This is a genomic window from Paenibacillus sp. FSL P2-0089, from assembly GCF_038595095.1.
GTDB classification, from domain to species: domain Bacteria; phylum Bacillota; class Bacilli; order Paenibacillales; family Paenibacillaceae; genus Paenibacillus_AQ; species Paenibacillus_AQ silagei.
Genome location: NZ_CP152006.1, coordinates 6899283 through 6920999, shown reverse-complemented (window position 1 = coordinate 6920999; position 21717 = coordinate 6899283). Strand labels below are relative to the sequence as shown.

The window sequence follows — 21717 nt, the reverse complement described above, 5'->3', positions numbered from 1 at the left end:
AATGTGGGATTCGCAGGCAACGTGTAACATGTTAATTAATCCTACATGGGATGAGGAATAGGACGGTAGTTAAGATAATTATGTGATGTTAATTAACATTTAATAGATTCAGGGATGGAGGGGGACTGGAAATGTCACTAGTAGCAGCAAAAATTCCTGAAATACAGCTGGAGCATGTCGAAATGCGTTACCAGACGGAGACGGCAGATGTGCTGGCCCTGCATCAGGTAAGTCTCGATATTGCCAAGGGGGAGTTCGTCTCCCTGCTGGGTCCTTCCGGGTGCGGAAAGACTACTCTTTTGAGGCTGATGGCAGATCTTATAACACCAACGGCTGGAAATATTATGGTGGCAGGCAAAAACCCCAAAGAGGCCCGGCTGGCACAGAAATACGGTATCGTGTTCCAGAGTCCGGTGCTGTATGACTGGCGGAAGGTCAAGCATAATATTACACTGCCGCTGGAGCTGCTGGGCGTCAAGAAATCGATCCGTGAGGACAAAGCGCTGGAGCTGCTTGATCTCGTGGGCTTGCAGGGGTTCGCTGATAAGTATCCCTGGCAGCTCAGCGGGGGGATGCAGCAGCGTGTAGCCATTGCCCGGGCGCTCTCCATGGAGCCGGAAATCCTGCTCATGGATGAACCGTTCTCGGCGCTGGATGAATTCACGCGCGAGCGGCTGAATGAAGAGCTGCTCTCCGTCTGGAGTAAGGTACAGAGCACGATTGTGTTCGTAACCCACAGTATTCCCGAATCGATCTTCCTGTCGGACCGGGTGTTCGTCCTGTCTCCGCATCCGGGCAGGCTCTCGGCGGTTGTCGATATTCCGCTGCCCCGTCCGCGTACGGCGGACATGAGGAACAGTCCGGAGTTCTTCGAGCTGATTGCCCGTATCCGCGACAGCTTCGAAGGGGTGTAGTGATGAAGCTGAGCCGTGCGTTAATGCGGAACCGTGCGCTACCGCTGTTTGTCTGGATCTGCGGCCTGCTGGTGCTGTGGGAGGCGGTCTCCTGGTGGCTGCTGCATGTGGCGAAGACGCCGCTGGCCCAGTCCAAGCTGCCTTATGTCCACGAGGTGGCGCTTACTCTGTGGCAGTACAGCGGCACCCTTCTCCGTGAAGGGGGAGCTACCTTCGGCAATGCCGGGGTGGGCTTCCTGATCGGAGCGCTCTCTGGAGTGCTGCTGGCCGTGCTGATGAGTCTCTCCCGGACGATAGAGCAGCTTGCCTTCCCGTATGCGGTTGCTTCGCAGATGATTCCGATTCTGGGGCTGGCGCCGATTATATACGGGATTGTGCGGGATGAGCAGCTGTCGCGGATCATCATCTCCGGCTATATCACCTTCTTTCCGGTGGCGTTGAATATGCTGCGCGGTCTGCGGAGTGTGGACCCCTCTGCCCTGGAGCTGATGCACTCTTATGCCGCTAAGCCGTGGGCTGTATATTGGAAGCTGCGCTTCCCGGCAGCGCTGCCGGGGCTGTTCAGCGGGCTGAAGATTGCAGCGCCGCTGGCTGTAACGGGTGCAATTCTAGTTGAGCTCATGGGTGCGCAGCGCGGGATCGGGGTCATTATGCTCCGCAATCTCTATTACGGACCCTCCCATACGTATATGTTCTGGTCTACGGTACTGGTTGGTGCTCTGCTGGGCATGGCCAGCTATTGGCTGATGAGTCTGGTGGAACGTCTGGTAGCCCCCTGGCAGCCGGAATTCCGTCCCCAAGGAGGCAGCCGCTAATGGAAAGTAATACGGTTCGCGAATTCCCGTCATCTAACAACGTTATTACGCCAGATATGGATCAAGGCGGAGATCCATGGAAATTCCTGAAATGGCTGAACCCCGGGTTCGTGCTGCCGCTGCTTGCCGGAGCTTTGTTCCTGCTGCTGTGGGAGCTCCAGATCTTTCACCGCATCTTCGATCTGAAGAAATATCAGCTCCCCTTGCCCTCCGCCATCGCTGAAGCGATGCGGGACAATCTCAGTCTGCTGCTCTCTTATACAGGGTATACCCTCACTGAAGCCGTTCTTGGTATGCTGATCGGCTCCGGCTGCGGCTTCCTGATTGCCTTGGCTGCTACGGCCTGGCCCCGCTGGGGCGGCGGCAGCCTCACGATGGTAGCTGCACTCAATGCCGTGCCCATAGTGGCGCTTGCCCCTATCATGAACCTGTGGTTCGGGGACGGCATCGGCTCGCGGGCGGCGATTGTGACCGCGACCACGATGGCGGCTATGGCGATCAATGCCTACAAGGGCATGGCGGCTGTGGACCCGCTGGCGCTGGACCTGATGCATTCCTATGCGGCAGGCAAACGGGCGGTATTCCGCCATCTGCGGATTCAGAACAGTCTGCCTTATGTATTCACCGCCTTGAAGATCAACGCTACAGCGAGCATGATCGGGGCGATTGTCGGAGAGTTCTTCTTCTCCTCGCGGGGGCTGGGTTATCTGCTCTCGAATTCCATCAAGGTGGCGAAGATGCCGCTGGGCTGGTCCTGCATCGTGCTTGCCGCGGTTGCCGGAGTAATCTTTTACCTGGTCGTAGAGCGGCTGGAGAAGGTGTTTATCAAGTGGCACCCTTCCCGGCGTACGTAGCGTGTAATTCCTGCATAGGGCAACAAGAACGCAATCATACTGTGTTAGGCCGTCTTACAAAAAAATGATTGGTAGGGGGAGTTGCTATGATGAAGGGCAAACAGAGCAAATATCGTGGAGGATTATGGCTTGCGGCGGCTCTAATGCTGATCTCGCTGCTTGCGGGCTGCGGCGGCAACAACAACGCCAGTCCCTCCGGAGCAGAAGCGACTGCGGGGAATGCGGCGGCAGCTTCGCCGGAAGCTGCGGCAACCACAGAACCGGCGGCTGAGCCGGTTACCGTGAAGCTGCAGCTCAAATGGGTGCCGCAGGCCCAGTTCGCAGGGTACTTCCTGGCGCAGGACAAAGGGTATTATGCGGCGGAGGGCCTGAAGGTTGAGATTCTGCCGGGCGGGCCGGATATCGTGCCTGAGCAGCAGGTGGCCGGCGGTTCGGCCGATATCGGGGTGGACTGGGTGGCGAGTCTGCTGACCAGCCAGGAGCAGGAGATGCCGCTGGTGCAGATCGCCCAGATTTTCCAGAAGAGCGGGCTGGTGCTGGTATCCAAGAAGGAGGCGGGCATCACTACACCGACTGATCTGAAGGGCAAGAAGGTGGGCAACTGGATGGGCGGCAATGAGTTTGAGCTTCTGGCGCTTTTTGATAAATACAAGCTGGATTCAGGCAAGGATCTGAACTTCACCAAGCAGGGCTTCACGATGGACCAGTTCCTCGGCGGTGAGCTGGATGCCGCCTCGGCCATGACCTATAACGAATATCAGGTGGTGCTGGAGTCAGGCATTAAGGCAGAGGACCTCAGTGTTATCGACATGAATGACGAAGGTGTGGCGATGCTCGAAGACAATCTGTTCGCCAATAAGGAGTGGCTGGAGGGCAACAAGGAGACGGCGGCCAAGTTCGTCCGCGCTTCTCTGAAGGGCTGGGCGGATGCGATTGCTGATCCCGAAGCAGCTGTGGACAGTGTGATGAAGCTTGCGGAAGCGGGCAGTACAACCCGGGAGCATCAGCTGAAGATGATGACAGAGGTTGCCAAGCTGATCCAGCCGGAGGGCTTCGATGCTTCCAAGCTGGGCTATACGGATGCTGCCGCATTCCAGCAGACTGCCGATATCGCGCTGAAATTCGGGGTCATCAAGACGGCTTCCAAGGTGGAGGAGGCTTACACGAACGAGATTGTGGAGATGGCGGCGAAATAACAGGCAACAGGATTCCTTCATAGCTGAAGCAGATGGCCGCCTGGTAAGGCGGTCATCTCTTCTAGGGTAGCGGACGAACACAGGAAAAGAGGTGCGGACGATGACACTGCTCACGGGGCAGGCCAGTAAGGTGAAGAACTATATAAATGGAGCTTGGGTGGAGTCCTCCTCCGGGCGGCAGGAGGAAGTGTTCAACCCGGCGACCGGCGAAATCATTGCCTATGTGCCGATCTCCAGCCGGGAGGAGCTGGATGCAGCCGTGCGGGCAGCTTCCAGAGCTTATTCCGAGTGGAAAAGAGTCGCCGTCCCGCGCCGGGCCCGCTATTTCTTCCGGTACCAGCAGCTGCTGGTACAGCACAGCAAGGAGCTGGCGGAGCTGATCACGCTGGAGAACGGTAAAAGCCTGGAGGAAGCGCTGGGAGAGGTGCAGCGCGGCATCGAATGCGTGGAATTCGCCGCTGGCGCTCCCACGCTGATGATGGGCAGCCAGCTGCCGGATATCGCGACAGGCGTAGAGTCCGGCATGTACCGCTATCCCCTGGGAGTTGTGGGCGGCATCGCCCCGTTCAACTTCCCGATGATGGTGCCCTGCTGGATGTTCCCGCTGGCGGTAGCCTGCGGCAACACCTTTGTGCTGAAGCCCTCTGAGCGGACGCCGCTGCTGGTGAACCGGCTGGCCGAGCTGTTCGCAGAAGCGGGCTTCCCGCCGGGAGTGCTGAATGTAGTGCACGGGGCGCATGAGGTGGTGGATGGCCTGCTGGCGCATGAGGAGGTGAAGGCGGTCTCCTTCGTCGGCTCGCAGCCGGTGGCGGAATATGTCTATAAGCAGGGGACTGCGCACGGCAAGCGGGTGCAGGCGCTGGCCGGCGCGAAGAATCATTCGATCGTGCTGAAGGATGCCGATCTGGACCATGCGGTGAAAAATATCCTGTCCGCAGCCTTCGGCTCGGCGGGCGAACGGTGCATGGCCTGCGCTGTAGTGGTGGTGCAGGAGGACATTGCCGATGAGCTGGTGAGCCGGATCACGGAGGCAGCGGACGGGCTGAAGATCGGGAACGGCAAGGAGGAAGGTGTGTTCCTGGGCCCGGTCATCCGGCAGGCGAACAAAGACCGGACGATTGATTACATTGAAGCTGGGCTTGACGAGAAAGCGGTGCTGGTGCGGGATGGCCGCAAGGATGCTGCAGCTGCGGGCAGCGGCTATTTCCTGGGCCCGACAATCTTCGATCATGTGGTGCCGGGTATGAAGATCTGGCGTGACGAGATCTTTGCGCCGCTGCTGTCAGTGGTGCGGGTGAAGAATCTGGCGGAGGCGATAGCGGTCACCAATGAGTCGCCCTTCGCCAACGGGGCGTGCATCTATACCGACAGCGCCAGGGCGGTCCGTGAATTCCGCGAGGAGATCGATGCCGGGATGCTGGGTGTCAATCTGGGCGTGCCTGCGCCGATGGCATTCTTCCCTTTCTCAGGGTACAAGAAATCGTTCTATGGAGATCTGCACGCGAACGGCCGTGACGGTGTGGAGTTCTACACCCGCAAGAAAATGATTACCGCGCGTTACTAAAAGAAGGAAAGCCAAGGAGGAGAGTGTGCCGTGCAGAGTCTGGGCAAAGAAAGTGAGCTGGCGGTTAAGAAGGACCAGCGGTATTTGTGGCATAATATGACTCCTTACAGTGAGCAGCATCCGCCGATGATTGCCGCTTCCGCAAGCGGTTCATGGGTTACCGATATCGACGGCAACACATTCCTGGACGGCATGTCCGGCCTGTGGTGCGTGAATGTGGGGTACGGGCGCAAGGAGTTGGCGGAGGCGGCGTACAACCAGTTGCTGAGCCTGCCGTATTTCCCGCTGACGCAGAGCCATATGCCGGCCATCGCGCTGGCCGAGAAGCTGAATGAGTGGCTGGAGGATGAGTATGTCATCTTCTTCTCCAATAGCGGCTCGGAAGCGAACGAAGCAGCCTTCAAAATCGCCCGCCAGTACCAGCAGCAGACCGGCCAGCCTGACCGCCATAAATTCATTGCCCGCTACCGGGGCTATCACGGAAGCTCGCTGGGCGCCCTGGCGGCGACCGGGCAGGCGCAGCGCAAGTACAAGTACGAGCCGCTGGGCGGCGGGTTCCTGCATGTAGCGCCGCCGGACAGCTACCGCCGTCCGGCCGGCATGACCGAAGAGGCGTTCAACCTCCAGTGCGCGCAGGCGATTGAGGATATGATTGTCTGGGAAGGCGCAGAGTCTGTAGCGGCGGTAATTATGGAGCCGGTCATTACCGGCGGGGGCGTGATTGTCCCGCATCAGGTCTATATGGACCGGGTGCAGGAGATCTGCCGGACCTACGGCGTGTTGCTGATTATCGACGAGGTGATCTGCGGCTTCGGGCGGTCCGGCCGCAAGTTCGGACACCACAATTTCGGAATCAAGCCCGATATTGTCACGATGGCGAAGGGGCTGACGAGCGGCTATCTGCCGTTATCGGCTACCGCTGTGCGCAAGGAGATCTATGAGGCCTTCAAGGATAACAGCGATGACTACGGGCACTTCCGTCATGTGAACACCTTCGGCGGCAATCCGGCCGCCTGTGCGCTTGCCCTGCGCAACCTGGAGATTCTGGAGCAGGAGCAGCTGGTTGAACGCGCCGGAATTCTGGGCCGCAGGCTGGAAAGCGGGTTCGCTGGGCTTCTGGAGCATAAGCTGGTTGGCGATATCCGCAGCTTCGGGCTGGTCCTGGGGATTGAGCTGGTGGCGGATAAGGCCACCAGAGTGCCTGCTGAGCTAAGTGTGGTTAAGGGAATTATTGCCGACTGCAAAGCCAAGGGACTGATTATCGGCAAAAACGGTGATACGGTGGCTGGCTTCAATAATGTGCTCACCTTCGCTCCGCCGTTATCCTCGACGGATGAGGATGTGCAGTTCATCATCGATACCTTCACAGCTGTGCTGAACGGGAGTTGGGCAGAGTGAATTTCTCCGGGTACAGGAACTGGTAGGCGCGCAGGGCGACCTGAATGGAGATCCGGTTCTCCGGGAGCATGAAGTCCTCGCCGAGCAGCTCGGTGATTTTGTCCAGCCGGTAGTAGAGGGATTGCCTGACGATGAAGAGGCTGCGGGCGGCGATCTGCTTCGACCCGTCATGATCGAGGTAGACGCGTAGCGTCAGCAGCAGTTCGCTGCCCTTCGCCTCATCATGGTCAATCAGCGGGCCGATATAGCTGCGGATGAAATTCTCCAGCGTCTTGCCGTCGTTCAGGCTCAGCAGCAGCTGGAAGACGCCTAACTCCTCATACATCAGGACCGGCTTCTGGTAACAGGAATAGAGGGACAGCGCTTGTACAGCTTCCTGGTAACCGGCATGAGCATGCTTCAGGCCCTTGTGGGACTTGCTGACTCCGATGACGAGCTGCAGGTCCTTCAGCTTCTCATCCGCACGGATATGCTGCAGGGAATCAAGCGCCTGCTGCAGGCGCAGCTTGCCGGGCAGCTTGGACTGGATATCCAGTGCAATGACGGTCAGCCGGTTGTTCTTCAGGGTGATCAGCGGCCGGAGGGAATACTTCTCGAAGATGGAGCGCAGAATGAGCGAAAGATGGAAGGTGATGGATTCCCAGTCATTCTCCGAGCTGTTCCATTTGACATCCCGGGGATTCTCAATCTCGATCAGACAGACCCGGTAGGGCAGCTCATTGACCAGGTTGAAGTCCGGGCCGACCAGCCCCTTGAGCCGGTTGTCGTCCTGAGTGCGTCCAGAGGCCAGCTCATCCACCCACAGATTCTCCGAGAACAGCTTCCGCTCCTCCATGTATCGCGTGCGTAACAGCTCCTGTGCGATGGATAAGGAGGCGGAATCGAGCAGCAGACAGTCGAATTCCTGCGGCTTGTGATTACAGACCATCAGGATATAGGCCCAGGTCTGATCCAAGGCTCCAACGGGCTTCACGGCGATGGTCTTGTGGCCGTATTCGCGGATATAGGGGGCCGCCTCGGGCTGTACCCCTTCCATCTCTTCGCTGAAGGTCTCGAAGAAGCCCAGCAGCGGGCGCTGCTCCTCGGGCGCGAGGGCCGGGAAGAAGAGAGGTTTACCTTGCAGCTGCATATAGAGAATCTGTGTGCGGGTGCTTTTACATAACAATTGCAGGACCTTAAGGGTCCCCTGGGAGGTTAGGGTCAGCCGGTGGAATTCGCGGGAGATGATCTCCAGCTCTTGCAGCATCCGGTGATGGCGGTTGATGATGAGAGAATGCAGATCGAGTGTAATGTCGACGAACCGTACAGTGCGGGTGAATTGGATCAGCGGAAAATCATGCAGGTTTGAAAGAGCGATCATCTCCTGCGGAATGGCACTGAAGTAGGCTCCCAGCTCAATGCACAGGCAGGCGGCGTTCTTATCAATCAGATTCTGCATGAAGGACAGGGCGGCGTCCAGATCCGTGCTTGCGCTCATTCCGGTAGTCAGAATCATCTCTTCCCCGTGAATCAGACTCTCCAGGCTCGCGCTCTCCAGCACATGCACCCAGCGGACTGCCCGGTTCAGGCCGTTTCTTCCCCCGATCAGCTCAGCTTCAGCGAACAGCGGCCGCTTCAGCGCGTCGCGGATCGTAAATACAAGTTCAAAGTCCATAAGCTTCCCCCTCGTTAACATAGTTCTCAGGCCATTCTCACAGGTAAAAAATAGACTTTTGAAATTAGACAATCTGTCTAATGTAACGAAAAAACGAATTGACTATAGTTTGAATATAATATGTCAGGAAACTTAACTCAAATTGGAGTTCGATTAGCGATTTTATCGGCTTGAAGTTTATTTTACTACAATAATTCTTACAAGTATGCAAAATATTAAGGCGATCATCGTAATAATGTTATATTATATAACATAAATCGAAGCCGAGAGTGGAAGCTACTTTGGCCAGAAGGAGGGGTACCCGATGGAGCAATCTTCACCGTTAACCACATTTACACCTGAGCTGTTCATGCGTAATTTTGCCGAGGCAGAGCCGGGGCTTACCCGCAAGGGAGCTATCGAAGAATCCAACCGCTGTCTGTACTGCTATGATGCGCCCTGTATCCAGGCCTGTCCGACCAGCATCAATATCCCTTCCTTCATCAAAAGAATCGCAACCGACAATCTCAGAGGGGCGGCGCAGACCATCATGGACGCTAATCCGGTCGGCGCAAGCTGCGCACGGGTATGTCCTACGGAGGAGCTGTGCGAGGGGGCCTGTGTGCTGAACGGCGCTTCCGCACCGATTGAGATTGGCCTGCTGCAGCGTTATGCCACGGATTGGGCGATCCGCAGCGGCCTTCAACTTTTCCAGGCAGGTGAGCCTAACGGCAAGAAAGTAGCGGTGATCGGCGGAGGACCGGCAGGTCTGTCGGCGGCCAGAGAGCTGGCGCGCGAAGGCTTCCAGGTGGTGATCTATGAGGCGAAGCCGCTGGCCGGAGGCCTAGATACCTACGGGATTGTCTCCTTCCGGCTGCCGCAGGACATTTCGCTCTGGGAAGTGGAGCAGGTGGAGAGGCTGGGCGTAGAGATCCGCACGGGAATGAAGGTAGGCTTGGATATTTCCATAGAAGAGCTTAAGGCCGGATATGATGCCATTGTGCTGGCGGCCGGGATGGGGTATGTTCCTCCACTGGGTATCGAAGGAGAGAAGCTGTCCGGTGTCTATGATGCGATCGAACTGGTGGAGACCACCAAGACCGGGATTCCTGCCCTAGAGCTGATGGGACAGCGTGTGGCTGTCATTGGTGCGGGCAATACGGCCATTGATGCGGCCACCTGCTCGGTGCGGCTCGGCGCGGCGAATGTGAAGATGATCTACCGCCGGACGCGCGGGGAGATGACGGCTTATGATTTTGAATATGAATTCGCCAAGCAGGAGGGGGTGGAATTCAACTGGCTGACCCTGCCGAAGCGGATTGTCGGGGATGAGCTGGGGAATGTCGCGGCACTGGAATGTGTGCGGATGGAGCTGAGCGGTGAGGCCGGGCCGGATGGACGCCCCTCTCCCGTCCCGGTGGCGGGCTCGGAATTCCTGCTCCCGGTGGATGCCGTAGTGGTGGCTATCGGCCAGAAGCGGCGGATGGACCTCATTGAGGCGCTGGGGCTTAAGCATAAGCGGGGGGTAGTGGAGATTGATCCCGCGACCGGGCGCACCTCTGATCCGCAGATTTATGCTGCCGGCGATATTGTTTTTGGGGCAGGGACGGGGGAGGCCATGGTGGTCTCTGCCGCGCAGCAGGGGAAGGATGCTGCCTATGCGATTGTGAAGCAGTGGTCAGGCCGTCAGGACGGCGTAATCGGCTCTGCCGTATAACGCGGGTTTCATAGAAGAGGGAGGGAATGGCAATGGCAGATCTCAGTATTGATTTTGCAGGCATCAAGTCACCGAATCCGTTCTGGCTGGCCTCTGCGCCGCCTACCAATACAGGCTATCAGGTGCAGCGTGCGTTCGAGGCAGGCTGGGGAGGCGCGGTGTGGAAGACGCTCGGAGAGCCAGTCATCAATACCTCGGCCCGGTTCGCCGCCGTTCATTTTGGCGGCCAGCGTGTAGCGGGCTTCAACAATATTGAGCTGATTACCGACCGTCCGCTGGAGGTCAACCTGAAGGAAATCTATGAGACGAAGCGGAGATTCCCGGACCATACGATCATTGCTTCCCTGATGGTGGAGCCGAAGCGGGAGAAGTGGCATGAAATTGTGAAGCGCGTGGAGGCTATCGGCGTAGACGGTCTGGAGCTGAACTTCGGCTGTCCGCACGGCATGGCTGAACGCGGCATGGGCGCGGCTTCGGGCCAGCAGCCTGATCTGGTGCAGGCGCAGACCGCCTGGGTCAAGGAGGTGGCAACCACCCCGGTCATTGTGAAGCTGACGCCGAACATCACCGACATTACCGTGGTGGCCCGACATGCCGTCAAGGGCGGGGCGGATGCAATCAGCCTGATCAATACCATCAACAGTCTGGCCGGGGTAGACATCCACAGCTGGAATACGATTCCGAATGTCGGCGGCCAGGGAGCGCACGGCGGTTATTGCGGCCCGGCCGTCAAGCCGATTGCCCTTAGCATGGTGGCAGAATGTGCCCGGGACCGTGAAGTCGGTGTACCGATCTCCGGCATCGGCGGCATCTCCACCTGGCAGGATGTCGTCGAATTCATGCTGATGGGCTCGACAGGGATTCAGGTCTGCACAGCGGTTATGCATCATGGCTTCAGGATTGTGGAGGAGATGATCGACGGTCTGAACCATTACCTGGACGAGAAGGGGCTGGCTTCGGTAACCGAGCTGATTGGCAAGTCGGTGCCTAAGTATTCCAACTGGGGGGATCTTGACCTTAACTATCAAGTCGTTGCGCGGATCAACGAGGAGAACTGTATCAACTGCAATAAATGCCATATTGCCTGTGAAGACGCCTCTCATCAATGCATCGATATGCTGACGAATGCGGAGGGCAAGGCGATTCTGCAAGTGCGTGAGGAGGATTGTGTGGGCTGCAATCTGTGTTCGATTGTCTGCCCGGCAGACGGAGCCATTGATATGATTGCACTGGAGGGCGGAGCGGCCCCGATGAGCTGGAATCAGCGCAGCCGGATCATCAGCGGGGTTAACGGTTCTTATTCGGAAGCGGAGGTGGGATAAGATGAAGAAGATCATCAAGCACGGAATTATCGTTACAGCGGCAGATACGTATACGGGGGATGTCCTGATTGAGGATGGAATCATCAGCGGCATCGGCCTGAATCTGGAAGCGCCGGGAGCGGAGATCATTGATGCTTCCGGCTGTTATGTCTTTCCGGGAGGGATTGATCCTCATACCCATCTGGATATGCCCTTCGGCGGAACGGTTACCGCCGATGACTTCGAGACCGGCACAATTGCCGCTGCTTACGGCGGAACCACCACGGTCATCGATTTCTGCCTGACCACGAAGGGGCAGCGGCTCCAGCAGGCTGTAGATACCTGGCATCACAAATCGCAGGATAAAGCGGTCATCGACTACAGCTTCCACCTGATGGTATCAGAGCTTAATGACAAGGTGCTCAGCGAGCTGCCGCAGATTATCGAGCAGGAGGGCATCACCTCGCTGAAGGTGTTCATGGCCTACAAGAACACGTTCCAGGCCGACGACGGAGTTCTGTATAAGACGCTTCAGGCGGCGAAGCGCGAAGGGGCGCTGGTCATGGTGCATGCCGAGAACGGGGATGTCATCGAGTATCTGGTGGACCAGGCACTGGCCGCAGGAAATACCGATCCGCTCTATCATGCGCTGACCCGTCCTCCTGAGCTGGAGGGCGAGGCGACGGGCCGGGCGGCGTATTTGACCGGGCTGACGGATTCACAGCTCTATGTGGTGCATGTCACCTGCGCCGAGGCGGCCTGGAAAATTGCGGAGGCCCGCAAGAAAGGGCTGCGCGTCTACGGCGAGACCTGCCCGCAGTATCTGGTGCTGGATCAGTCGGCGCTGGCGAAGCCGGACTTTGAAGGCGCCAAGTATGTCTGGTCTCCTCCGCTGCGCGAACAGTGGAACCAGGATGTGCTCTGGGATGCCCTCTGGAGCGGGACGCTGCAGACCATCGGCTCTGATCAGTGCTCATTCAACTTCAAGGGACAGAAGGAGCTGGGACGGGGGGATTTCTCGAAGATTCCGAACGGTGGACCCACCATCGAGGACCGGTTCAGTGTCCTCTACTCCGAAGGGGTGCAGAAGGGCCGCATCACGCTGAACAAATTCGTGGATATCATCGCCACCTCAAGCGCCAAGCTGTTCGGCCTGTTCCCGCAGAAAGGCACGATTGCCGTGGGCAGCGACGCCGATATCGTGATCTTCGACCCGGCAGTGGAGCGGACACTGTCGGCAGAGACCCATCATATGAATGTGGACTATAATGCGTTCGAGGGGCTGGAAGTCAAGGGGGAGCCGGTCTCTGTGCTGAGCCGGGGAGAATTTGTCATCCGTGACAAGGTATTCGTCGGTACCGCAGGACAGGGTAAATACCTGCACCGCAAGCGCTTCGAGGCCGAAGCTCCCCATCCGGCCCAGGCAGAAATCAACGGAGGAGTGGTCTGAGATGTCAGCATTTGCAGAGTTCGACCGGGAACGGCAGGAAATTGACAATCTCATCGGGCTAGGCTATACCGTGGCCGGGATCTATGAGGATCTGGACGGTGCCAGGGTTACCTTCATCCGCAGGGAGCCGGCCGGCGGGCCGGTGGAGCTGCTGCTGCTTACAGCGGACGCACGTAAGCATGTGACGACGCTGCTTGTGGGCGGAAGCAGGCAGGCTGCTGCTGAGATTCATCGGTGAACCCGCATTACAGTGAATCATTCCCCTTATATTCCTCACGAAGGATCGACATGATTGTCAGCGATTCAAATCCACCCTCCGTCCGGATACATTCGCGGAGGGTGCCTTCCTTTTTGAAGCCGGCCGCTTCATAGACATGCTGCGCTCTGACATTGTAATCCTTAACGTCGAGCCACAGCCGGTGCGTATCCGTGAGATTGAATGCCCAATGGATCAGCAGCTTCAGCGTAAATGTTCCGTAGCCGCGATCCTTGGTCTGTATTACAATCCGCTTGATACACAGTGTGAGATTAGGATATGTATATACACCATAGTACAAGAAATATAGACGGCAGCTAATTATGTAAGGGATATGTATGTGGATGGAGCTGCCGCAGTTGCAGGGTACACTGCTACGTCAGACGGTTAACGGACTCCAGTGCAGAGAAGACGGAGACGGACGGAGATTGGGTGATTTCGATCCTTGCCGGGGCGTTCGCTGTGACATCGGGCGAGTAGAGATAGATGCTATTCGCGGCTTCAGAGGTGCGGATTCTGGTGAATTCATTGGCCAGGCTGATCGTTGAGGAGGAGGCAAGTGTAAGTTCTTTGACCCTCAGCTTGAACGTGACCAGAGTCTGATCTACTGCCGGAATCGCCTGCTGCCCGCTGCCCGCTTCAACCTGAATATCAATGCCGCGCATACTTGTGTTTTTTCCGAGATAGATGCTGCCGTCCACGGGACTCTGAAAATTGAACTGGAACAGGTTATCCACCTCATTGCCAGCCGTATAATTTCCTTCCGTATAGACCGAATGCTGTGTATATTCAAGGTTATCAAATACCTGGCTGTCATATTGGATAATGAAGTTAAGATAGCTGTAGCCAAGGTCATTTGGCGCGAAGTCTTTTAAATGCACCAGCACGGTAACTTCATCCCCCGGATTATAGGCCTCTTTGTCAGTGGTCACCACAACAGACATCGCAGGAGCGGTGGTATCCACTGCAGCCTCACGAATCATGGACATCATAAGCGGCAGTACCTTCATCCCTCTGATTGCCCGCTTGAATCTATTCCTTTTATTCATGTTACATCCCCCATTGCCATCATAATGATGCATCCCTATGCACGAATGATCTTGTATATGAACAATGGTAACAATTGTCACTGATAAAATACTGATAAACGTCGAACCATGGCGTAAAATATCGAAAAAATGCCGGGATTATAAATAAAATTCTAAAGCTCCTCTAGCCCATGCAGGAATTTCATCTCTGCAAAAGCCGATTTGTGAGTTCTGGATTTCCATCACCACCTCAGGTTCACTGGTGTTGTCGATAATGGTGACTTCATCTGAGATCTCTAATGCAGGTTTCAGGTTGCTCAAGGATTCACCGTATCTCCAGCGGATATCTTTTTCGGCAATCCAATGCCCTCCTTGCTCCACTCTTGAAGCTACCCGATCTATATGCATTTGCACATCCTGTAATCCAATATAATACATGACGACTTTATAACCTTGTTGCTTAGCTGTCTTCATGTGACGTAAGACAAAACTTCCCGATAGAGTAGTTTCTATATCGAAGTTTTCTTAACGACTGATTAGTTCCCTTATTTGCTTTACAGCCTCTCGTCCAGCAGACAGATCTGCACTTCTGGGATTTTCTGGATTAATCCTCTTAGCAATCTGGTCCGGATCAATAATGGTTCCAACATAGCCCCTCAACTGGAAACTAATTGTGCTTTTTCCAGCTCCATTAGTTCCGGCAAAAACCGTCATTACAGATTTAGATTCACTCATGACTAACAAGCTCAGTCAGGTTACCGGCTACATCATAAGTAATTTCGAATTTTTGCCCAGTGGCATCTTCACGAATTCGTTTCCCGTTTTTTATATAATAGATGGAAGCTCCTGCTTTTTTGGCTTCTGCGACTGCATGCTGGTTTGCCTTTTTTAGTAACCGTTGTAATTCTTCTCTTTGGGGCAGCATTAGGATAGCACCTCACTTGAATATTGGGATTTATTTTATGATAGTATAACACAACCCAATTCCCCCCCTGAAAATACCCCGACCCTATTTACCCAGCCGCCGGTATTCGTCGACGAACCAGTCCGGCAAGGCGTCGCCGGTCTCTGCAATGTAGGATTCACTGAACTGGGTGAATTTGCGCTGGGCGCGCAGGGGTTTGGCGGTTTCGTAATAGATCGCAATCAGCCGCAGGGCGTAGCTCTCCTCCAGCGGCTCTAGCTCCGTCAGGCGCATGGCGTAATCTTCGGCCTCGTGTGGCCGTGCAGCCTGCACCAATCCCAGGGTAAGCTGCTCCAGCAGCTTGAGGTACAGCCGGCGGTATTTGTCACGGGCGGAATACACCCAGAGGCTGTCCAGCGACTGAAGCAGATCACCGGTGTACAGAGCGGCGGCCTGCTGCATACCCTCTAGCTGGCTGCTTTGCAGCGCAAGCGCCGCAGCTTCCTGGAATTTCTCAATGTCCCCCTCAATCCCCCTCGATTCCAGCCTGTAGTTTTCCCTGCCGAAGGTCAGCTCAATCTTGTCCTCCAGCGCGGCTTTCTTCAAGGTGGTGCGGATCTGGTAGACCGTAGTGTGCAGATATTGCTTGCCCTTCTCGTAATTCCACTGCGGAAACACATCATTCAGAATGACGCTGACGCTGCCCTGCCTGTGAATCCACAGATACGCAAATAATTCCTGTGCCTTATGTGTCCTCCACTTCACCAAGCCCTGAGGGCTGGTTAGCTCATAATCCCCCAGGAGCCGGAACGCAGTTGTCCTCCCGGCTGCTCCAGTTGCTTCGGCTGCTCCGGCAACCCCAGGCGCTAGACGCTTACTGAGCAGCTTGTTCCAGGTCTTGAGCAGCCGCGAAGGATCAACGGGCTTCAGCAGATAATCCATCGCAGACAAGTCGAAGGCTTCGACAGCATAATTCCGGTAGGCGGTTACGAATACGATGTCTGTGTCCGGAGATACTGGCAACAGCTTCTCGGCAAAAGTGAGGCCGGACAGCTCCGGCATCTGGATGTCCAGGAATAGAACATCCGGCTTCAGTTCGGAAGCAGCAGCGAGGGCTTCGCGCGGGTTATCGTACGTCAGGACAGAGGATACTCCTTCACACTGGAGCAGCAGCCGCTTCATCTGATCCAGTGCCGGCCATTCGTCATCAATTACCATTACAGAGATGCTCATACTCAGGAGACCTCCTCCTTCCATGGGATTGTTATCAGTACATCTATACCTCCGCTGGCTCCCCGGGTAAGAATCAGCGGACGCCCGAACTGTGTGAGCAGCCGGCGGTTAATGTTCCGCAGGCCGATTCCGGTGCCTTCGCCATGCGAAGACCGGTAGTCGTCCTTCATCCACGAGGATAGCTGTTCATCGCTCATTCCCTTTCCGTTGTCCGAGACGGTGATCAGGATATTACCGCCCTCCTGCCGGGTGGAGATGATCACTGTTCCTCCGTCAATTTTCTCCATCAGTCCGTGACGAACAGCATTCTCTACAATGGGCTGCACAATCAGCGGCGGCAGCGGGAATTCACTAACCTCAATATGATACTCGGCATTCAGCCGCTTCCCGAACCGGGCCTGCTCCAGTGACAGATAGGCTTCGATCAGCTCCAGCTCCTTCTCGAATGGAATGGCGGTCTCCTGGTTGCTGAAGTCGAAGCTGCCACGCAGGAAATGGCTCAGATCGTATAGCAGCAGCTGCGTCTTCTCGGTGTCACGCGTACTCATCCAGATGATTGTATTAATAGCGTTGTACAGAAAATGCGGCTTGATCTGCGCACGCAGCATGGCGATCTCCGAGCTGAGCCGCTCGGAGATAGACCGCCTTAGCTGAACCAGCGTGTTAACCCGTCCCTTAAGATCGCTCCAGATATAAGGCTTATGGATAAAATCATTGGCTCCGGCGCGGAAGGCCGCCTCGTTGAAGTGAAGCTGCTGCCCGGCTGTAGCCATCAGGATCGGCAGGTCCAGCGGGGTGTAAGTCTGGCGGATGATCCTGCATAGCTCAAGGCCGGACATCTCGGGCATCATAACATCGATCATACAGAGATCGAAATTACGGTCAACAGCCAGCAGCGCAAGCGCCTCCTTGCCGCTGCTGCGGCTTGCGATGCTGTAATTCTCCAGCGACAGCAGGTTGGTCAGAGCCTTCAGGTTGGCATAGTCGTCATCTACGATCAGGATACGCGGCGCATAGGGAACGGCTTGTCCGCTGGACTGCGGCGGATCAGCCGACCGGTATTTCCAGAGGTCATCCAGCATTTCCGGCTGGGTATACGCTTGTCTTAAGAGCGCCTGTTCTCCGGCTTGGGCGGCAGCGGCGGCTTCCGCCTCGTTGCCCGGAAGCGTGAAGGTGAATGTGCTGCCCCGGCCAACCCGGGAAGAGACGGAGATGCTCCCGCCATGCAGCTCTACCAGCTTACGGCTGATCGCAAGGCTCAGTCCGAGGCCTCCGGTCTCAAGGGAATCGGCCTCGCTCAGCTGCTCATAGTCATGGAAGATACACTCCAGCTGATCCTCGGGAATGCCCTTTCCGGTATCGGTGACGGCAATGGAGAGGAACTCCTCCTGCCAGGCGGCCTCGATGACCACGCTGCCGCGGTCCGTGAATTTCAGTGCATTATCCAGCAGGCTATAGAGGATCTGCATCAGCCGCTGTTCATCAGCCTGGACCAGGAAGCGGCCCGGCGGGATGTGATTTTTGATGCGGATGCTGCCCTTCTTGTTCAGGAACTGGAAGACCTCAATGACAATGGCTGCTACCCCCTGGACATCGACAGTCCCCCATTGCAGGGTGATGCGCTGGCGCTTGATCTGCTCATAATCGAGAATATCCCTGACCAGGAAGGCCAGCCTTCTGCCAGTACCGAGAATCAGCCGCATATCCTCCCGCTGGGACGGGCTTAGCGGTCCTCCGGCTCCCTCATGCATGGATAAAGCCACGTTAATGATGGCATTCAGCGGCGTACGCAGCTCGGCGGAGGTCTTCAGCAGGAACTCATCCTTATCCCTGTCCTTGCGCTCCAGCTGCCGGGACAGCTGCTTAATGGTCTCGTAGGCATGGGCGTGGCGCGCAGACAGGAACAGCCCTTCGGCAAGAATGAAGATCGGACCGGCTACCGGCGGAACAGCGTAGAGTTCGGTACCGAAGAACAGATTGCTGGCTAAGGATAAGGTGAACATGACTGCGGCAATCACACCGATCAGCAGATAGTTAGAACCGGTCTCCCTCAGCCAGGCAGCCTTGACCATGACATAGAAGGTATAGCAGACAGAGATGAAGCTGAAGGCCAGCAGCACCCCTGTAATCCGCGAATATACAGGCAGTGTGGTGAACAGTACAATGGTGCAGAAGCACAAGGCATATACGAAGCAGATCCGCTTGAAGAGCCGGGAATACAGTGCGGGAAACAAAGAATGGGTATAGCTGGACACGCAATAGAACCCGACTACACCCGACACCGCCTGCAGCTTGCTGAATCCTTCATAGGAGAGGGATGGAAGGTACTCGAAGAGCAGCTTCTCACTGTGAGTCAGCATGTAGAGGGCGATCACGAAGCAGTAGACAGCCAGCTGGAGCGAAGACTTGTCCTCTTTGCGCTGCAAGCCCTGGCCGATGAAATAACAGCCGATAAAAGCAAAGCCTGCCACCAGCAATATATCGTAGGTCCGGTTCCGCTGGTCGATGGCAGCTATAGCAGCAGGCGTGCCGATCCGGATAGGCTCCGCAATGCCTCCGTTTGAATAAGTGAAATTGGATGTATGTATCAGAATCTCCGCCAGGTTATCCTTGCTGTGAAAAATCAGGGAATACGGATGATTGCGCGGCTTGGTGGTCTCCCGGGATTCCCCCGGCGTTCCGCTTCCGCCCAGCCGCTCGCCATTTACATATACCTCGCTGGCATTGCGGATATTGCTCACCTTGAGGGCGAAGGCGGGAATCTCCGGCGGCAGCTGAACCAGCAGACGGTAGGTCGCATATCCGTAGCGGGAGAAGCCGGTAGCCTCCGATGCCCGGCCCCAAGCGCCGGGCACGGACATATAGGCCGGTGCCTCTGCTGTTCCGGATAAGGTATCCAGCGGTTCCAGCAGCTCCTGCCAATAGAATTCCCACTTCCCTTCAAGCGGGTAGACGGCAGAATTATCGAAGGTGCAGGAGGATAAATCGGCCCATCCTGACCTTGGGCTGTAGCAGGCAGACGAGGAGCCGAGCAGGGGGATCAGCGCCACTGCGGCGAGCAGGCCGATGCATAACAGGGCGAGCACTCTTTTGGCCAGCAGACTATAATCAAATGTTCTCATAATTTCATCATATCTCCGGCAGCTTGCGCTTGTCCAGCCTGTTGATTACATATCCTTCTATTTCCCGCTGATACGGTATCGTCCATAAATTAGACAGTAAAGCCGCGTCCGATTGGCATCAGAGAAGCAGAAAGTATTGTATAATTGAAGCTCACTAGAGTACTTGAGGAGCGCTGAAGAAATGTTCTATATAGATATCATGTCATGGCTGACCGAGGAGCGCCTGTTGCAGCTGCTGGAGCAATACCGCTCGTTCGGGCCGCTGCCGGGTGTGGGGCTTACCTTCATGAAATCGTTCGTACCTCCGCTGCCGACTATAGCGATTGTAGGGCTTAACGGGGCGGTGTACGGGTTATGGCTGGGGTTCCTGTATTCCTGGATCGGTCTGGTCGCAGGCTGCACGGTCACCTTCCTGATTATCCGCAAGATTGCCGGACATCCCTACCTCACCAAATGGGCCAAGCGGCCCAAGGTAGCCAAAGCGATGACCTGGGTCCGCCAGAGCGGGTTCAGCTATGTGTTCCTGCTTAGCCTGTTCCCGGTGGGTCCGTTCGTGGTGATTAATATGGCGGCGGGTCTGGCCGGAATGCGGCTGCGTTCCTATCTGATTGCACTGTGTGCCGGCAAAGCCATTATGGTATTTGTGGTATCCTACATCGGCAATGATGTGCAGCGGTTCATCCGTCATCCGGCGGAAATCATCTATGTGCTGCTGTTTATCGGAGCTTCTCTGTGGGGGGTTAAAGCGATTGAAGCCAGGTTCGCCCGGCTGGCGCGGGAGCGGGAGCTGCGCGGCCAAACGCCGCTACAGCACAAATAATTCACGAATCTCCTCGTCCTCTGTAACGCCTCTCTCCCCGGTATGAAGCCAGCTATTGGTGACAGCATTATAGCGGTAATCCTTGCTCCATTCTCCAATACTGCTGACGATAGACTGTACGGCGAAGACCATATGCTCTACCTCCCGGTCCGTCATGATCGGGTGGAGTGACAGGCGGATCCAGCCCGGCTTCAGCGACTGGTCCCCGGCGTGGATCGCCTGAATGAACGCCTGGGATTGCGCCGGGTTCACCCCCAGCAGCTGATGGCCGTACGGACCGGCGCAGGAGCAGCCGCCACGCGCCTGAATGCCGAAGCGGTCATTCAGCAGCCGTACCGCGAGATTGTAATGAATCTCCTTCAGCGTGAAGGAGACAATGCCATGCCGCTTACGGTGTACGCCCTCCAGCACGGAGCAGCCGGGAATCTGCGCCAGCCCTGAGAGCAGCTTCCGGCATAGCTCTTGTTCACGGACGATCATATATTGTCCGGTTCCGTTCATCTGCTCCTTCAGCTTCACGCAGAGGGCGGTGCGGATCGCCTGCAGGAAGCCGGGGGTGCCCCCGTCTTCGCGGACCTCAACATCATCGATGTAGCGGCGTCCGCCCCAGCGGTTGACCCATACCACGGTGCCGCCACCGGGCTCATCCGGCAGCCGGCCGGTGCAGAGCGCGGTGTCGAACAGCAGCACGCCACCGGTTCCCGGGCCGCCGAGGAATTTATGCGGCGAGAAGAAGATGGCGTCCAGCTTCTCCTGCGGGGCTGCCGGATGCATATTGATCTCCTGATAAGGGGCGCTGGCTGCAAAATCCACGAAGCATACCCCGCCATGCCGGTGCATGAGCGCAGCGAGCTGATGATACGGGGTCTCCATGCCGGTGACATTGGAGCAGGCGGTGAAGGAGCCGATCTTGAAGCGGCGGTTCCGGTAGATCGTCAGCAGCTCCCCGAGCTGCTGCAGATCCACCTCTCCTCCTGGCCCGGATGGAACGGTAACCACATCGCCGAAGCTCTCCTGCCAGGGCAGCAGATTGGAATGATGCTCCATATGACTGATGAAGATAACCGGGCGCTCCTCCGGTGCGCAGAGGGTTTCCTGCTTCAGCCATTCCGGCAGCTTCAGGCCCATCATCCGCAGCAGTTTGTTCACCGCGCCGGTGGTGCCGTTGCCGCAGAAGAGCAGGGCATCTGCGGGGGCGGCGTTCACATGCTGCCGGATGATGCTCCGTGCTTCATGATAAGCCAGGGTCATGGTCAGGCCGGTGGTGTTGGAGTCGGTGTGCGGATTGCTGACATAGGGGCCGAAGGTCTCTTGTATTTTGCGCTCAATCGGCTCATACAGTCGGCCGCTGGCCGTCCAGTCGGCGTACAGCAGCGGCTGCCGTCCGTAGGGGGTGGAGATCAGATGGCGGCTGCCGACAGTGTGCTCACGGAATGCCGCGAAATGCTCTTGCAGTGAAGACGGCGCGTCTGCCGCAGCGGCGCGGTGGATACTCAGCACGGACAATCCCTC

Annotated in this window: 19 protein-coding genes; 11 read left to right on the top strand and 8 right to left on the bottom strand. The window is 56.6% G+C overall.

The annotated features are described in order from the left end of the window. Nucleotides 1-131 precede the first annotated feature (131 nt). From NST69_RS29425 to NST69_RS29400, 6 genes are all read left to right on the top strand, one after another. Nucleotides 132-914: an ABC transporter ATP-binding protein gene (locus NST69_RS29425; protein ID WP_036728193.1), complete on the top strand. Its 783-nt coding sequence runs from the start codon at nucleotides 132-134 to the stop codon at nucleotides 912-914. Between the two features lie 2 nt (nucleotides 915-916). Then, nucleotides 917-1729: an ABC transporter permease gene (locus NST69_RS29420; protein WP_036728194.1), complete on the top strand. Its 813-nt coding sequence runs from the start codon at nucleotides 917-919 to the stop codon at nucleotides 1727-1729. After that, a complete protein-coding gene (locus NST69_RS29415; RefSeq protein ID WP_342547844.1) occupies nucleotides 1729-2583 on the top strand; it encodes an ABC transporter permease in 855 nt (284 codons plus the stop codon). The genes NST69_RS29420 and NST69_RS29415 overlap by 1 nt, the downstream gene beginning before the upstream one ends. 86 nt (nucleotides 2584-2669) lie before the next feature. Then, nucleotides 2670-3779: an ABC transporter substrate-binding protein gene (locus NST69_RS29410; RefSeq protein ID WP_342547843.1), complete on the top strand. Its 1110-nt coding sequence runs from the start codon at nucleotides 2670-2672 to the stop codon at nucleotides 3777-3779. Between the two features lie 100 nt (nucleotides 3780-3879). Beyond that, nucleotides 3880-5343, top strand: a complete 1464-nt coding sequence (locus NST69_RS29405; RefSeq protein ID WP_342547842.1) for a CoA-acylating methylmalonate-semialdehyde dehydrogenase — start codon at nucleotides 3880-3882, stop codon at nucleotides 5341-5343. Nucleotides 5344-5373: 30 nt separating this feature from the next. Beyond that, nucleotides 5374-6741 (top strand): aspartate aminotransferase family protein, encoded by a 1368-nt coding sequence (locus NST69_RS29400; protein WP_342547841.1) that lies wholly within the window; start codon nucleotides 5374-5376, stop codon nucleotides 6739-6741. Here the strand turns inward: NST69_RS29400 and NST69_RS29395 are convergent. Continuing rightward, nucleotides 6707-8395 carry a PucR family transcriptional regulator ligand-binding domain-containing protein gene (locus NST69_RS29395; RefSeq protein ID WP_342547840.1) on the bottom strand — a complete coding sequence of 563 codons (1689 nt, stop codon included), beginning with the start codon at nucleotides 8393-8395 and terminating at the stop codon, nucleotides 6707-6709. The genes NST69_RS29400 and NST69_RS29395 overlap by 35 nt on opposite strands. 304 nt (nucleotides 8396-8699) lie before the next feature. Between NST69_RS29395 and NST69_RS29390 the strand changes: the two genes are divergently transcribed. The 4 genes from NST69_RS29390 to NST69_RS29375 are packed head-to-tail and all read left to right on the top strand — an operon-like array spanning nucleotide 8700 to nucleotide 13080. Next, on the top strand, nucleotides 8700-10091 hold the full coding sequence (locus tag NST69_RS29390; protein WP_342547839.1) for an NAD(P)-dependent oxidoreductase: 1392 nt from the start codon (nucleotides 8700-8702) through the stop codon (nucleotides 10089-10091). A 32-nt stretch (nucleotides 10092-10123) separates the two neighbouring features. After that, on the top strand, nucleotides 10124-11413 hold the full coding sequence (gene preA, locus NST69_RS29385) for an NAD-dependent dihydropyrimidine dehydrogenase subunit PreA (RefSeq protein ID WP_036728203.1): 1290 nt from the start codon (nucleotides 10124-10126) through the stop codon (nucleotides 11411-11413). 1 nt (nucleotide 11414) lies between these two features. Continuing rightward, on the top strand, nucleotides 11415-12842 hold the full coding sequence (gene hydA, locus NST69_RS29380) for a dihydropyrimidinase (RefSeq protein ID WP_342547838.1): 1428 nt from the start codon (nucleotides 11415-11417) through the stop codon (nucleotides 12840-12842). Between the two features lies 1 nt (nucleotide 12843). Continuing rightward, on the top strand, nucleotides 12844-13080 hold the full coding sequence (locus NST69_RS29375) for a hypothetical protein (protein WP_340980622.1): 237 nt from the start codon (nucleotides 12844-12846) through the stop codon (nucleotides 13078-13080). A 7-nt stretch (nucleotides 13081-13087) separates the two neighbouring features. Here NST69_RS29375 and NST69_RS29370 read toward each other — a convergent pair whose 3' ends face one another. The 6 genes from NST69_RS29370 to NST69_RS29345 form a co-directional block, all read right to left on the bottom strand. After that, nucleotides 13088-13399: a GNAT family protein gene (locus tag NST69_RS29370; RefSeq protein ID WP_342547837.1), complete on the bottom strand. Its 312-nt coding sequence runs from the start codon at nucleotides 13397-13399 to the stop codon at nucleotides 13088-13090. Between the two features lie 73 nt (nucleotides 13400-13472). Continuing rightward, nucleotides 13473-14147 carry a cohesin domain-containing protein gene (locus NST69_RS29365; protein WP_342547836.1) on the bottom strand — a complete coding sequence of 225 codons (675 nt, stop codon included), beginning with the start codon at nucleotides 14145-14147 and terminating at the stop codon, nucleotides 13473-13475. A gap of 138 nt (nucleotides 14148-14285) precedes the next feature. Continuing rightward, nucleotides 14286-14600: a hypothetical protein gene (locus tag NST69_RS29360; RefSeq protein ID WP_342547835.1), complete on the bottom strand. Its 315-nt coding sequence runs from the start codon at nucleotides 14598-14600 to the stop codon at nucleotides 14286-14288. Nucleotides 14601-14853: 253 nt separating this feature from the next. Then, complete coding sequence (locus NST69_RS29355; protein ID WP_342547833.1) at nucleotides 14854-15051, bottom strand: hypothetical protein; 198 nt, start codon at nucleotides 15049-15051, stop codon at nucleotides 14854-14856. An 84-nt stretch (nucleotides 15052-15135) separates the two neighbouring features. After that, complete coding sequence (locus tag NST69_RS29350) at nucleotides 15136-16263, bottom strand: response regulator (RefSeq protein ID WP_339252025.1); 1128 nt, start codon at nucleotides 16261-16263, stop codon at nucleotides 15136-15138. Between the two features lie 2 nt (nucleotides 16264-16265). Next, the gene (locus NST69_RS29345; RefSeq protein ID WP_342547832.1) at nucleotides 16266-19385 is read right to left on the bottom strand and encodes an ATP-binding protein; all 3120 of its coding nucleotides are present in this window, start codon (nucleotides 19383-19385) and stop codon (nucleotides 16266-16268) included. Between the two features lie 181 nt (nucleotides 19386-19566). On the opposite strand from NST69_RS29345, the gene NST69_RS29340 reads away from it, so the two are divergent. Then, entirely contained in the window at nucleotides 19567-20205 is a 639-nt protein-coding gene (locus NST69_RS29340) for a TVP38/TMEM64 family protein (protein ID WP_342547831.1), read from the top strand. Here the strand turns inward: NST69_RS29340 and NST69_RS29335 are convergent. Continuing rightward, nucleotides 20191-21705, bottom strand: a complete 1515-nt coding sequence (locus NST69_RS29335) for an aminotransferase class V-fold PLP-dependent enzyme (protein WP_342547830.1) — start codon at nucleotides 21703-21705, stop codon at nucleotides 20191-20193. The genes NST69_RS29340 and NST69_RS29335 overlap by 15 nt on opposite strands. Between the last annotated feature and the right edge of the window lie 12 nt (nucleotides 21706-21717).